Source organism: Hamadaea sp. NPDC050747 (assembly GCF_040654195.1).
GTDB lineage: Bacteria > Actinomycetota > Actinomycetes > Mycobacteriales > Micromonosporaceae > Hamadaea.
This window is the reverse complement of record NZ_JBFAHM010000006.1, coordinates 201,311-213,874: the sequence shown is the minus strand read 5'-3', so window position 1 is coordinate 213,874 and position 12,564 is coordinate 201,311. Positions and strand designations below refer to the sequence as shown.

Annotated in this window: 13 protein-coding genes; 7 read left to right on the top strand and 6 right to left on the bottom strand. The window is 69.9% G+C overall.

The window, feature by feature from the left end:
- Window positions 1–140 precede the first annotated feature (140 nt).
- Complete coding sequence (locus AB0H43_RS15835; RefSeq protein ID WP_360000061.1) at window positions 141–1,325, bottom strand: aminoglycoside phosphotransferase family protein; 1,185 nt, start codon at window positions 1,323–1,325, stop codon at window positions 141–143.
- Between the two features lie 129 nt (window positions 1,326–1,454).
- On the opposite strand from AB0H43_RS15835, the gene AB0H43_RS15830 reads away from it, so the two are divergent.
- Both AB0H43_RS15830 and AB0H43_RS15825 read left to right on the top strand, forming a co-directional pair.
- Window positions 1,455–1,940: a hypothetical protein gene (locus AB0H43_RS15830; protein WP_360000060.1), complete on the top strand. Its 486-nt coding sequence runs from the start codon at window positions 1,455–1,457 to the stop codon at window positions 1,938–1,940.
- Window positions 1,937–2,554, top strand: coding sequence for a class F sortase (locus AB0H43_RS15825; RefSeq protein ID WP_360000059.1), 618 nt, complete (start codon window positions 1,937–1,939; stop codon window positions 2,552–2,554). Before AB0H43_RS15830 ends, AB0H43_RS15825 begins: the two co-directional genes overlap by 4 nt.
- A gap of 72 nt (window positions 2,555–2,626) precedes the next feature.
- On the opposite strand, the gene AB0H43_RS15820 is transcribed toward AB0H43_RS15825, so the two are convergent.
- The 4 genes from AB0H43_RS15820 to AB0H43_RS15805 form a co-directional block, all read right to left on the bottom strand.
- Window positions 2,627–3,652 carry a serine hydrolase domain-containing protein gene (locus tag AB0H43_RS15820; RefSeq protein ID WP_360000058.1) on the bottom strand — a complete coding sequence of 342 codons (1,026 nt, stop codon included), beginning with the start codon at window positions 3,650–3,652 and terminating at the stop codon, window positions 2,627–2,629.
- A 575-nt stretch (window positions 3,653–4,227) separates the two neighbouring features.
- Window positions 4,228–5,076, bottom strand: a complete 849-nt coding sequence (locus tag AB0H43_RS15815; RefSeq protein WP_360000057.1) for a metal ABC transporter permease — start codon at window positions 5,074–5,076, stop codon at window positions 4,228–4,230.
- Window positions 5,076–5,864 carry a metal ABC transporter ATP-binding protein gene (locus tag AB0H43_RS15810; protein WP_360000056.1) on the bottom strand — a complete coding sequence of 263 codons (789 nt, stop codon included), beginning with the start codon at window positions 5,862–5,864 and terminating at the stop codon, window positions 5,076–5,078. The genes AB0H43_RS15815 and AB0H43_RS15810 overlap by 1 nt, the downstream gene beginning before the upstream one ends.
- Entirely contained in the window at window positions 5,861–6,877 is a 1,017-nt protein-coding gene (locus tag AB0H43_RS15805; RefSeq protein ID WP_360000055.1) for a metal ABC transporter substrate-binding protein, read from the bottom strand. Before AB0H43_RS15805 ends, AB0H43_RS15810 begins: the two co-directional genes overlap by 4 nt.
- Window positions 6,878–6,987: 110 nt before the next feature.
- Between AB0H43_RS15805 and AB0H43_RS15800 the strand changes: the two genes are divergently transcribed.
- From AB0H43_RS15800 to AB0H43_RS15785, 4 genes are all read left to right on the top strand, one after another.
- Window positions 6,988–7,959: an acetylxylan esterase gene (locus tag AB0H43_RS15800; RefSeq protein WP_360000054.1), complete on the top strand. Its 972-nt coding sequence runs from the start codon at window positions 6,988–6,990 to the stop codon at window positions 7,957–7,959.
- A gap of 72 nt (window positions 7,960–8,031) precedes the next feature.
- Window positions 8,032–9,276, top strand: coding sequence for a sensor domain-containing protein (locus AB0H43_RS15795; RefSeq protein ID WP_360000053.1), 1,245 nt, complete (start codon window positions 8,032–8,034; stop codon window positions 9,274–9,276).
- A gap of 22 nt (window positions 9,277–9,298) precedes the next feature.
- Window positions 9,299–9,940 carry a response regulator transcription factor gene (locus AB0H43_RS15790; protein ID WP_360000052.1) on the top strand — a complete coding sequence of 214 codons (642 nt, stop codon included), beginning with the start codon at window positions 9,299–9,301 and terminating at the stop codon, window positions 9,938–9,940.
- Window positions 9,937–10,662, top strand: a complete 726-nt coding sequence (locus AB0H43_RS15785) for a PH domain-containing protein (RefSeq protein WP_360000051.1) — start codon at window positions 9,937–9,939, stop codon at window positions 10,660–10,662. The genes AB0H43_RS15790 and AB0H43_RS15785 overlap by 4 nt, the downstream gene beginning before the upstream one ends.
- On the opposite strand, the gene AB0H43_RS15780 is transcribed toward AB0H43_RS15785, so the two are convergent.
- Window positions 10,644–11,423, bottom strand: a complete 780-nt coding sequence (locus AB0H43_RS15780; protein ID WP_360000050.1) for a hypothetical protein — start codon at window positions 11,421–11,423, stop codon at window positions 10,644–10,646. The genes AB0H43_RS15785 and AB0H43_RS15780 overlap by 19 nt on opposite strands.
- A gap of 156 nt (window positions 11,424–11,579) precedes the next feature.
- Here AB0H43_RS15780 and AB0H43_RS15775 point away from each other — a divergent pair, with 156 nt between their 5' ends.
- On the top strand, window positions 11,580–12,563 hold the full coding sequence (locus tag AB0H43_RS15775) for a helix-turn-helix domain-containing protein (RefSeq protein WP_360000049.1): 984 nt from the start codon (window positions 11,580–11,582) through the stop codon (window positions 12,561–12,563).
- The last annotated feature ends 1 nt before the right edge of the window (window position 12,564 follow it).

The following is a 12,564-nucleotide window of genomic DNA, read 5'->3' as shown; positions in this document are numbered from 1 at the left end:
ACGGGCACACTGCGGCCACGCGCGGAAAGAAAAAGAGAAAAGGGTGGTACGGATGGATCAGCTGGAGAACGTCGACAGCCGCCATCGGTACAGAATGAGGACGCGAGAGTCCATGTGATCAACCATAGCAGCCGGAGCGGTCAGGCGGCGAGAGCCGCCTGGTGGAGCCAGAACGGCACGTCCCCGGCGTGGTATGGATGCTCCGACGGCTCGATGTTGGCCAGGAACCGGGCGTAGGTGGCGGCGTTGCGCAGGGCGGCCACGGGGCGCAGGAGATCGATCGCCTTGACCGGGTCGCAGCCCGGCACGGCGTGCTGCCAGCGGGCGGCCCAAGCCTCGATCAACGCGGCCCCCTCGGGCTCGCTGACCCGCTCGGTCAGCCGCAGGATGTCGAAGCCGGGGTGCCCGACGAACGAGTCGCCCCAGTCCAGGACGGCTTGGTGGACCTCGTCGCCGCGGGCGTTGCCGGGGTGCAGATCCCCGTGGACGAGGGTGTCCGGCAGTCCGCACGCGTCGATCGCGGCCCACCGGTCGGGCAGGCCCGCGACGAGCGCGTCGAGCGCCGGGTCGCTTTCCGCATACCACTGGGTGACGCGAGTGACGACCTCGGTCAGGCGGGGGCCGCGAAGGTCCGGGACGCCGAGCCCGATCAACCGCGTGGCCTGCGCCGCCGCCTCGACCTGGACGTGGTGGTGCGTCGCGGCGATCGAGGCGCGGACGCCGAGCCCGGCCGCGTAGAGATCCACCCCGGGCAGGTCGGCGAGCAGCATCCGGCTGCCGTCGGTGGCCAGCTGGATGGGCACGGACAAGCCGAACCCCTCGGCGGCCAGCCAGCGCAGCACCACCGGCTCGTGGGCGAAGAACGCCGGGACCTGCTTGAGCCAGACCGTGCCGGCGGCCGCCTCCAGCCGCCAGATCGCGCTCAGATTCCAGGTACGCATCTGGGTCGCCGCCCCGATCGGCCCGAACTCGAGCTCGTGCAGCTGCTCGGCGGCCCAGTCGAGGCTGCGGTCCGGCCCGCCGGGCTTGGCGTAGTCGGGCCGCAACGGGTGATCATTCAGATCCACGTCGATGGCTCGGGTGGCCGGCAGTTCGCCGGCCGAGAGCGGCCCGGTCTGCGCCAGGTACGTGACCTCGCCGCCGGGGAAGAGCTCCGGGGCGTGCAGCAGGCGCAGGACGGCGACCTCGACGCCGAAGCGCTCCTGGACGGCCGCGATCACGCTCGCGGTCTCCTGCCACCACGGGACCTCGACCTCGACCGGCGGCAGCGCGCCGAGTGGAGCGCCGTCGTCGTCCAGCAGGGCCAGCGTCACAGTACGGGGCACGTCGATGATCATAGTGGACGTCCCCCTCGAGGATTTCTCGCGAAACACGGTATTGGCGCGGTTGTTGCGCTTATTGTCGGATGTGCCAGCTCGTTCGGGGCCGACGTGTCCATGGCGAAAGGGACCGCTATGAGCGCTGCGCTGCCGTTCCGGCTCGTCGCGGGCGCTCTGCTCGGTTTGGTCCTCACCGTCGTCTTCTTCTTGGCGCTGCCGGCCGTCGCCTGGGCGGAGGACGCCCAAGTCGACCCGAATCCGGTACGCCCCGGCGCGCAAGTGGACGTCGTCGCCACCTGCCCGGCCGGCGTGCGCAGCGCATCGATCTCGGCCACCAGCCTCGACGGGGCCTCGAACATGCCGATGCTCGCCTCGGCGAAGAACCCGCGGGAATGGTCGGTCACGCTGACCATCCCGGCCGAGACCCAACCCGGCACGTACGCGCTCGGCGGCACCTGCGGCGACGGCACCGGCTTCACGGCGACCGTCACCGTCGCCACCGTCCTCGGCCCGATGGGCGGCGGCGGCTCGACGATGCGCGGCCCGTCCGCCACGCTGCTGATCACCGGCTCCCTCCTCCTCGTGGCGTCGATCGCCGTACGGCGGCTGGCCCGGCGATGAGGCGGCTACTCAGCCTCCTCACGTGGCTGTTCGCCGTCGCCGGCGTGGCCACCCTGGCCGCGGCCTTCGCCTTCATGCCCGCCCGGCCGCCACTGCCCAGTCTGGCGCAGATCCCGGACGGCTACACCGTCGACGGGACCGGCCGGCTGCTCAGCCGGTCCGTGCCGGTGTCGGTGCGCGTACCGGCGATCGGAGTGGACGCGGCGATCGTGGCGACCGGCGTCGCCGCCAACGGCTCCATCGAGGTGCCGCCGCTGGAAACCCCCGACGTCGCCGGTTGGTACCGCTACGGGCCCAGTCCGGGTGAGGCGGGCAGCGCGGTGATCGTCGGCCACGTCGACTCCCGCACCTCCGGCCCGGCCGTCTTCTTCCGGCTCGGCGAGCTGCGTAAAGGCGACGACGTCCTCGTCGATCGGGACGACGGGACGACCGCCGTGTTCACGGTGGACGGCGTACGCCTCGTGCCGAAGGACGAATTCCCCGCGCCCGAGGTGCATCGGGTCGCGGCGACGGCGCTGCTACGGCTGATCACCTGCGGCGGCCGATTCGACTACGCGACCCGGTCCTATATGGACAATGTGATCGTGTACGCGACCCTCACCGGCACTCACTGAGTCCGTTTCGTCGACGGTCCCTGTGCCGGTAGACGGTCGCCGGCCGTCGTTTCGCCGGTGGTTGCGGGCGGCCTAGAGGCAGTCGTTCAGGACGTCGACGAGGCGGTCGACGCGCTCGAAGCCCGCCAGATGCCTCGTGACGTAGCCGAAGGCGTACCCGCGGACGGGGTCGGCGAACCCGCAGTTGCCGCCGATCCCGCCCATGCCCCAGCTGCCGTCGTCCTCCACCTGTACGCCCAACCCCCAGCAGACCTTGCGATCCAGCACCTGGTCGACCCCGTCGTGCTGGACCCGGATCGCTTCGGCCACGACCTCCGTCGTACTGGCCATCAGTTCGGCGTAGAACTTGGCCACGCCGAGCGCCGTTGCGTGGAGGTTGACCGCCGGAACCTCGGTGCCCCGCCAAAGTTCGCCGTTGAGCACAGCCAGGTCGAGGCAGCCGAGAGGATTGCCGAGCGCTCGTGCCTTCAGGGAACCGGGTTCGCCGAGGATCGTCACGGGCCAGTCGGGGTCGCCGTAGACCAGATCGGCGCAGCGCGCCTCGTCGGCCGGGGACAGCCCGAACCCGAGATCCAGGCCCCACGGTTCGGCGACCTCCTGGCGGAGGAATCCGCCGAGCGAGCGTCCGTCGATGCGGCGGACGAGTTCGCCGACGAGGTGGCCGTAGGTGAGGGCGTGCTCGGCGGCTACCTCGCCGGGAGTCCACATCGGAGTGGCGGTGGCCAGGTCGGTGCAGAGCAGATCCCAATCCCGCAGCGCCTCGGCCGTCCGCGTCACCGGGAACACCGGCAGACCCGCCGTATGCGCGAGCACCTGCCTCAGAGTCGCGTCGCTCTCGAACTCCGGCCAGTGGCGGCGTACCGGGTCGTCGAGGTCCGCCCGGCCCCGGTCGACGAGCAGCAGCAGACAGTACGCCGCGAACGGCTTGCTCACGGAGTACGTGTTCACCAAAGTGTCCCGGCCGACCGCGCCGCCGACGAGATCCACCACCACCCGGCCGTCGTGGATCACCGCCAAACCGGCGCCGGACTCGGCCCCACTGCTCAGCAGATCCTCGAACGCCGCCTCGACCGGCTCGAAACCCCTCGCCACCGTCATGCGGCCATTGTGCCGGTCGACACCAGCGGGTTTCCCGACCTTCCCGTGCGGTCCTCCTGGCGTTCCTTCGGCGTGTCTCCTGGGGCGTCGTTGCCCGTTCGCGCTCGGCTCCTCGGCCATGATCCGGGGACCGGGAGTGATCTCCGGAAGCTCAGATACCTGATCTTGGTGCGGATACGTACGTAGCCGTCCGGAGATCATCTACCCGCTCGCGCTCGCCCTCCGCGCGCCCGCCCTCCGCGCGCTGACCGGCGCTCGGCGTCCGTGCGCTCGCCGTCCGCGCGCCGCTGTCCCACGCCCGTGCCTGCCGTCCGCGCGCCGCTGTCCCGCGCCCGCGCCGCCCGCGCCCGCGTCGCCCGCGCCCGCTGGCCCGTGCTCGCGTTCGCCGCCCGGCGGCTGGCCCGCGCCTGCCATCCGTGCGTCCGTCGACCCGTCGGTTCCTGGCGCGGCTGGGCCGCCCGGCGTCCGCGAATAGGCACCGTGAGGTTGGGCGTGCCGCGATCCCCGGTCTCGCCATGTTCCTAGGGGCCGGCAAGCCCGGCGCCTGCTTGCCGGCGTCGGGCTTGCCGGCGTCGTCAGACGGCGTGGGTGTCGAGTTGTCCGGCGCGCTGGAGCCGCCGTCCGCCGGTGATCAGCATGACGGCGGCGAACACTGCCGCTCCGGTCAGCACGATCGTCGTGCCGGATGGGACGTCCAGGTGGTAGCTCAGGTACATGCCGACGAAGCCGCAGACCGCGCCGATGATCGTGGAGAGCACGAGCATGCGGGAGAACCGGTTGGTCAGCATCCGGGCGACGACCGCGGGGACGACGAGTGTCGCGGCCACGAGGGTGACGCCGATGACGGTCAGGGTGGCCAGGATGGACAGCGACAGCACCAGCATGAGCAGCGCGTCCGTCCGCGCGACGCGTACGCCGCTGACGTCGGCGACGTCCGGGTCGAACGTCGCGAACAGCAGCGACCGGTAGTTCAGGAAGACGACGATCCCGGCGAAGAGGAAGACCCCGGCGAGGATCCACATGTCGGTGTAGGTGATCCCCAGTACGCTGCCGAACAGCGCGGCGTCGAAGCTCGGCCCCTTGGCGCCGTAGAAGCTCAGCAACGCCACGCCCAGCGCGAACGAGGCCGTCGTGATGACGCCGATCGCGGCGTCCGCGCCGATGCGCCGCCGCCGGGTGACGGCGTTGATGGCCAGGGCCGACCCCAGGCCCCACAGGCCCGCGCCGAGGTAGTAGTTCACCGCGATGATCGAGCTGGCCGCGAAGCCGCCGAAGATCGCGTGCGACAGCCCGTGCCCGATGTAGCTCATGCCCCGCAGGGTGATGAACACGCCGATGAGTCCGCAAAGCCCGCCGGCCATGGTGGCGACGATCAGGCCCTTGACGAAGAACGGGTAGGTGAACGGATCGAGCAGCACGTCCATCAGGAGCTCCCGGAAGGGGTCAGGTTGCCCTCGAGGTCGAGGACGACGGGCATGCCCAGGTGTTCCAGGACCTGCATCGGCGCGCCGAAGGTCTCTTCGAGCACCGGGGGCGTGATGACCTCACGCGGGGTGCCTTCGGCGACGATGCGGCCGTGGACAGCCACCAGCCGGGGCAGGTGGGAGGCCACGCCGTTGAGGTCGTGGGTGGTGATCAGGATGGCGACGCCTTCGGAGTGCAGATCCGTCAGCAGGTGCAGCATGTCGTGCCGGCTCGCGACGTCCACTCCGGACGTCGGCTCGTCCATGAGCAGCAGACGCGGCCGGCGTAGTAGCGCGCGAGCGATGAACATGCGCTGCTGCTGGCCGCCGGACAGCTCCCGGATGTGCCGGTGGGCGAGGTGTCCGATGCCGAGCCGGTCGAGGACCGCCGCGATGTCGGCCTTGTCCGTCCGGCTGGGCCAGGGGAAGCCGCGTTGCTTGCGCGCCATGAGGACGCACTCCGAGACGGTGACCGGGAAATTCCAGTTCACCGTCTCCAGCTGCGGCACGTAGCCGACCGCGATCCCGGGCTTGCGGACGATGCTGCCGTGCTGGGGCTTGTTCGTGCCGAGCAGGAGCCGCAACAGGGTCGTCTTGCCGGAGCCGGACGGCCCGACGACGCCGATGAAGTCGCGCTCGCACACGCTCAGGTCGACGCCCCGGAGCACGGCGTGGTGGTCGTAGCCGAAGTTCACCCCGGCGAGGCGGACCAGTTCCTCGCCGCGTCCGGTCGTGTCGACGGCGGTCACTGCGGGTAGCCCGCCTTGTCGGGCGTGGCGATCGCGATGTCGAGCGCCTGCAGCTTGGCCGGGTCGCCGCCCAGACCCTTGATCATGGTGACGTAGTCGTAGCGCATCAGGCCCAGCCACGAGTGGTCGGTCTCGCCCGGCTTGCCGGGCAGGTCGTCGTCGCGCAGGGTGTCCTCGTAGCGAGCGCCGGTCGACCGGCCGATCTCGGCCAGCACGTCGGACGGGAAGACCTCGGAACCGAAGATCACGGGGACCTTCTCCGCCTTGATCTGGTCGATCAGCGCGGCGACCTCCTTCGGGGTCGGATCCTCGAAGTTCTGCGGCTGGATCGCGCCGATCACCTTCCAACCGTACGTCTTCGCGAAGTAGGCGTATGCGTCGTGATAGGTCAGCAGCTCCTTGTGGCCGCCCGGAATGGTCTCCTGATCGGCCCGGAGGGCGGCGTCCAACTCCTTGGCCTTGGCCTCGAAGACCGTGTAGTTCGCCTTGTACGCCTCGGCGTTGGCGGCGTCCGCCTGCACCAGGGTGTCCCGGATGACCGCGGCGTACTTGATCGCGTACGTGGGGTCGGTCCACAGGTGCGGGTTCGGCTTGCCGTCCTCCTTCGGGAAGGAGAAGTCGTAGATGTAGTCGCTCTCCGGCAGCACCGTCGTGCCGATCTCGACGATCTTGGCGCCCTTCTTCAAGTTGGTCTCGGCCAGCTCCTTCGTCGGCTCCTCCAGCTTGAGGCCGTTGACGAAGACGATGTCGGCCCGGCTCAGCACCTTGGCCGCGCTCGGCGGGGGCTCGAACGTGTGGGAGTTCGTGCCCTCCGGGACGAGCCCGTCGATACGTGCCTTGTCGCCCGCGACGGCGGCCGCGATCGAGGTGATCGGGGCGACGGTGGTGACGATGCGCAGACCGGTTGAGCTGCCGGGGTCGCCGGACTCGCCGCAGGCGGCTAGCGTGGTGCCGGTCGCGAGTAGTACAAGTGTCGGAATGGTGAGGACACGGCGGAGCCGAGAGGTGACCATGACGGCAGCCTAAAACTGCGCCGGACGCTATTGCAAGTTAGTTGCAATAACTCCAGCTGAACGTGGGGTTTAGGGTGTCCCAAGATCCCTCTCGCTGAAAGGAGCGGCCCGTGCTCGTCGACTGGCCCCTCGACCGTCTCCGCGAATACCGTCCCGACCGCGTCGAACCCGCCGACTTCGACGCCTTCTGGGCGAAGACCCTCACCCAGTCCCGCGAAGCCGCCACCGACGCGGTCTTCACCCCCTACGACGCCGGCCTGGCGACCGTCGACGTGTTCGACGTGACCTTCAGCGGGTACGCCGGCCAGCCGGTGAAGGCCTGGTTCCTGCTGCCCAAGCACATCGAGGGCCCGCTGCCCTGCGTCGTGAACTACCTCGGCTACAGCGGCGGGCGCGGGCTGCCGCACGACTGGCTGCACTGGAGTGCGGCCGGCTATGCCCACCTGCTCATGGACACCCGCGGCCAGGGCTACAACCCGGCGTACCCGGGCGACACCGCCGACCCGGACGCGTCGGGCGCTCCGCAGGCCCCCGGTTTCATGACGCGCGGCATCGGCGATCCGCAGACCTACTACTACCGCCGGGTCTTCACCGACGCCGTCCGCGCTGTCGAGACCGTGCGGGCGCATTCGCGGGTCGACGCCGACCGGGTCGTCGTCACCGGCGACAGCCAGGGCGGTGGCATCACGATCGCGGTCGCCGGCCTCGTCGACGGCCTGGTCGCCGCGATGCCGAACGTCCCGTTCCTGTGCCACTACCGTCATGCGACGGAGATCACCGACAGTGCGCCCTACTCGGAGATCGTCACGTACCTGAAGGCCCACCGGCACGACGTCGACCAGGTCTTCAGCACGCTCAGCTACTTCGACGGCGTCAACTTCGCGACCCGGGCGACCGCGCCTGCCCTGTTCTCCGTCGCGCTGATGGACGCCGTCTGCCCGCCGTCCACGGTCTACGCTGCGTACAACCACTATGCCGCGGAGAAGGAGATCGTCGTGTGGCCCTACAACGGCCACGAGGGCGGTCAGACGCTCCAGCGCGTCGAGATGCTCCGCTTCGCCGCAGGCCAGACTACGAAGTAGGGATAACCCCACCATGAGGACGCCGGGCGGCGGGATGTCTCGCGTACTAGTACAGGCCCTAGCGTTGTGGCCATGAGGATCTTCCGCCGTCTCGGCTCCGACGCCGCGTACAACTTGCTGTCGCTGCCGGTCGCCGTCATCACCTTCGTCCTGGTGGTCCCGTTCTTCTTCCTCGGGGTCGGCACGCTGGTGATCGTCCTCGGGTTCGCGGTGCTCGCGTTCTCCTTGCTGCTCGCGCGCGGCTTCGCCGATCTCCAGCGGGTACGCCTTCAGGTGTGGTCGGGGCAGAAGACGCCGCGACCGGTGTACCGGAAGGCGCCCGAGAACGCCGGCTGGTTCCGCAAGATGACCAACCCGATGCGCTCGGGCCAGTCCTGGCTGGACCTGCTGCACGGCTTCCTGAACCTGCCGGTCGCGATCTTCTCCTTCGTGCTGACGGTCGCCTGGTGGGCGGCGGCCCTGGGCGGGCTGACCTACTGGTACTGGGAGCGGTTCCTGCCTTATCCCGACGACTACAGCAACCCGCCGGTTGAAGCATTGTTCGGCGAGTACAGCCGGCACAACGAGATCCTCTGGAACACCTACCTCGGCATCTTCGCTCTGCTCACGGTGTACTTCGTGCAGCGGTTCGCGGCGATCGCCCACGCCTCCTTCGCCCAGCTCCTGCTGACTCGGCTGGCCCAGATCCAAGGCCGGATCGAGGATCTGACCGCCAGCCGGGCCGCCGCCGTCTCGGCGGAGGCGACGGCGCTGCGGAAGCTGGAGCGTGACATCCACGACGGGCCGCAGCAGCGGCTGATCCGGCTCGCGATGGAGCTGAGCCGGGCCCGCCGCCAGCTCGACAGCGACCCGGACGCGGCGGCCGTCACCATCGACGAAGCGCTCGGGCAGGCCAAGGAGACCCTCGACGAACTGCGGGCGCTGTCCCGAGGCATCGCGCCGCCGATCCTCGCCGACCGGGGCCTTCCGGCCGCGCTGACGACGTTGGCCAGCCGCTCGACGGTGCCGGTCGACGTGACCCTAGAAGTCGACGAGCGGCTGCCGGCCCAGGTGGAGAACGTGCTCTACTTCACTGCCGCCGAGGCGCTGGCGAACGTGGCCAAGCACAGCACGGCCACGGCGGCCCGGCTGACGCTGACCCGCCAGGACGGCCGGGTCTACGTCATGATCTCCGACAACGGCCAGGGCGGCGCCCACCCGGCGAAGGGCCACGGGCTGGCCGGGCTGGCCGACCGGCTCACCACAGTGGACGGCGAATTCGCGGTCGACTCGCCACCCGGCGGCCCCACTGTGGTGATCGCCGAGGTGCCGGTCTGACCGGTTCGCTACGCTCGACGGCGTGCGTGTCATCGTCGCCGAGGACGGGGTCCTCCTCCGAGAGGGCCTCGTCCGGCTTTTGGCCGAGGCCGGTCACGAGGTCGTCGCGGCAGTCGCCGACGGCCCGTCCTACGTCGAGGCGGCGCTGTCGCTGAAACCGGACATCAGCGTGGTCGACGTCCGGATGCCCCCGTCCCACACCGACGAAGGCCTGCGCGCCGCCGTCGAAGTACGCCGGAAGTCCCCGAAGACGCCGATCCTCGTCCTGTCGCAATACGTGGAGCTGGCGTACGCCGACGACCTGCTGGCCGACGCGACGGGCGCGGTCGGCTACCTCCTCAAGGACGCGGTCGTCGACGTCGACGGCTTCCTCGACGCCCTCGACCGGGTGGCGTCCGGCGGCACCGTCCTGGATCCCCAGGTCGTCGCCCAGCTTATGATGCGCCGCCGGGCCGATCCGCTCGGCGAGCTGACCCCGCGCGAACGCGAGGTGCTGGGCCTGATGGCGGAGGGTTCGTCGAACACGGCGATCGCCAAGCGCCTCGTGGTCACCGAGGGCGCGGTGGAAAAGCACGTCTCGAACATCTTCCTCAAGCTGCAGCTACCGCAGGACAGCGATCAGCATCGGCGAGTCCTTGCCGTGCTGGCGTACCTTAGGTCGTGACCGCGAACGCTGTTCGATGGAGCGCCCTTCCGTTGGCGCTGCTGGCTTTCCTCCTGCGCCTCGCCGACGAGGCGGGCTGGTACGGGCCGGAACCCGGCTCGCGGGTCGCCCTAGGCTTCCTGGTGCCGGTGTGCCTGCCGGTCGTGGCCTTTACGCTGCTGGTCTGGTGGGCCACTCGGCGGGCGGCCGTGCCGGCCCGCGACGGCGTCTTCGTCATCCCGGCCAGCCCGGCCGCGGCCGTGTTCGCGATCTTCGGCGCCAATCTTCTCGGCGAGCTGGTGCCGACCGCACCGCCCGGTGAGGAGCCGGGAATCGTCCTCGACGCCTTCGACTGGACGTTCGACGCACCCATGGGCGCGTTGCTGCTGCTGTTCACCTGCGCGGTGTTCCTCCTCCGGCGACCGCGGCTGGTGCTGGACGCCGCCGGGATCACCGTCCAGCACCTCTTCCGCCGTCACACGGTGCGCTGGGACGAGATCGCCGACGTACGCCGGATCACCCGGCCGCCGACGATCCGCCTGGTCCTGCACGGCTCGGCGGTGTTCGGGCTGGCCCGGGAGAGCGTCGACCTCGCCGTCGGCTGGTTGTTCGTCAATCCCGACGTTCTGCAGGTGGTGATCGGCCACTACGCCGCTCATCCGGCGGAGCGCAGCGCCATCGGCACCGCTGAGGAGGCCGCCCGGCTTCGGGCGTACGCGGCGGATCAGGCGGCGTGGGCGTGATCGCCGGTCGGGCGCCGTCGGCGTAGCCACCAGAGCAGGCCGCCGCCGAGGGCGACCAGGATGAGGCCACCCGCGACGATCGCTCCTGAGCCGATGCCGCCGCCGTCCTCGCCGACGAGCACCGGAACCTCGTCGGCCGTGGGGGATTCCGTGGCGGGCTCGTCGGTCGTCACCGGTGACGGGCTCGGTGACATGCTTGCCGAGGCGACCGCTGCCGGGGTCGGACTGGCGGCCTTGCGCGTCGGGCTCGCCGACGGCTTCGGCTTCGTGCAGGGGATCACCTTGCCGTTGCGCTTCAGCCGCAGGGTGGCGGTGTTGTTGCTGCTCTTGGGATCACCGTCGTATGAGATCCGCACCTTGCCACAGGTCAGATCCTTGGCTGAGACGATCTTGACAATGATTGAACTCTCCGCACCGCCGGCCGGCCGGTTGTAGTGGCCGTCCACCCAGAGCTGGCCGTAGAACCGGCATCGCACATGCTTCTTCGGGGTTATCGCGGTGCAATCCGACGACTGCGACGGGTTGGGGGAGATGAGTTCGGTCCCGTCTGGTGCCCAGAAATCGCGGACGGTCCAACCGTGTGAGCTTTCCGGACCGTAGTTGTGCTCGGTGAACGCCAGGGTGACCACCCCGCTGGTGGTCGCCAGAGTCGTCGTTGACCCCGTCTCGGCGAGGTCCGCCTTCGGGTCGGCGGCGTACGCCGGTTGAGCAGGCGAAAGCACGATGACGACAGCGGCGATCATGATCCGTATCCAGCGCACGGCGGGACGCTAACATGATCGATCTTGGCTCGGCGTCCCCTCAAGGATCCGCTGAACGACTGAACGCGTCGAACCGACCGGTCACTTCCGCAACCGAGGCCGGATCGGTCAGCGTCCTGTATCCGGGGCACGGATGGACACGGGGGGGATTCGTTCATGTTGCGCATCTACTTCACGAGCGCCGACATCGCGCGCGTACGCCTCGCGCCGACCGCCGATCCGCTGTGGGAGATGGTCCTGAGCATCCACATGCTCCGAGGTCAGCGGGGCGATCTGCTCTTCACCGACTGGCGGCGGACGACCGCGGCCACGCTCCTGGCGGCGGGTGTCGGCCCGGCGATGAACCTGCTCTCGTCACTGACCCCGACCATGGGGTATTTCCCGGACTTCCTGAACCCGATCGTCCCCGGACACCAGCTCGACGACGGGCTTGAGCGGATCCTGGCCACGCCGATCGCGGTGCTGCGGCGGGATCTGCACCGGATGAGCGTCACCGAGCAGGCGAAGCCAGGCGTACGCCGTCTCGCGGACGGCTCACCGGCCGCGCTGCGGTCGCTGGCCGACACCATCCGGACCTACTACCGCCTGGCGATCGAACCGCATCGGCGGGTCGTCGAGGCAGCCGTCGAGCACGACCGATCGGTCCGCATCCGGACGATGGCCGACGGCGGAGTCGCCGTGATGCTCGACGGGCTGCGCCCGATGATCGAGTACTCCGACGGGGAGTTGCGCGTACCCAGCCACCCCGATCAGGAGATCTACCTGCACGGCCGCGGTCTGCTGCTCATTCCGGCGTACTTCGGGGTCAACCATCCGATGACCATGTTCGAGGAGAGCGCCGAGCCGGTGCTGGTCTATCCGGTCGAACGTCGTTTTGATCTGCTGCCGGACACCGCCTCCGAACGCCGGTCGGGCCTGGTCGCGCTGATCGGCCAGACCCGGTCGGCGTTGCTGGCCGCGGCGGCGGGCGACGGCCGCAGCACGACCGATCTCGCCCGCCGGGCCGGGGTGTCGGTGGCCTCGGCGAGCGAGCAGTCCGCCGTGCTGCGCGAGGCCGGGCTGGTGACCAGCCGGCGCGACGGCAACCGGACGGTCCATCGGCTCACGACGCTCGGCCAAGCCCTGCTGCACGGCCGCTGAT

Bases quoted from the DNA above. Each gene is read 5' to 3' on its own strand.
- AB0H43_RS15795 (WP_360000053.1), top strand. From the start codon at position 8,032: ATGAGGATCTTCCGCCGTCTCGGCTCCGACGCCGCGTACAACTTGCTG.
- AB0H43_RS15775 (WP_360000049.1), top strand. From the start codon at position 11,580: ATGTTGCGCATCTACTTCACGAGCGCCGACATCGCGCGCGTACGCCTC.
- AB0H43_RS15805 (WP_360000055.1), bottom strand. From the start codon at position 6,877: ATGGTCACCTCTCGGCTCCGCCGTGTCCTCACCATTCCGACACTTGTA.
- AB0H43_RS15825 (WP_360000059.1), top strand. From the start codon at position 1,937: ATGAGGCGGCTACTCAGCCTCCTCACGTGGCTGTTCGCCGTCGCCGGC.
- AB0H43_RS15815 (WP_360000057.1), bottom strand. From the start codon at position 5,076: ATGGACGTGCTGCTCGATCCGTTCACCTACCCGTTCTTCGTCAAGGGC.
- AB0H43_RS15830 (WP_360000060.1), top strand. From the start codon at position 1,455: ATGAGCGCTGCGCTGCCGTTCCGGCTCGTCGCGGGCGCTCTGCTCGGT.
- AB0H43_RS15820 (WP_360000058.1), bottom strand. From the start codon at position 3,652: ATGACGGTGGCGAGGGGTTTCGAGCCGGTCGAGGCGGCGTTCGAGGAT.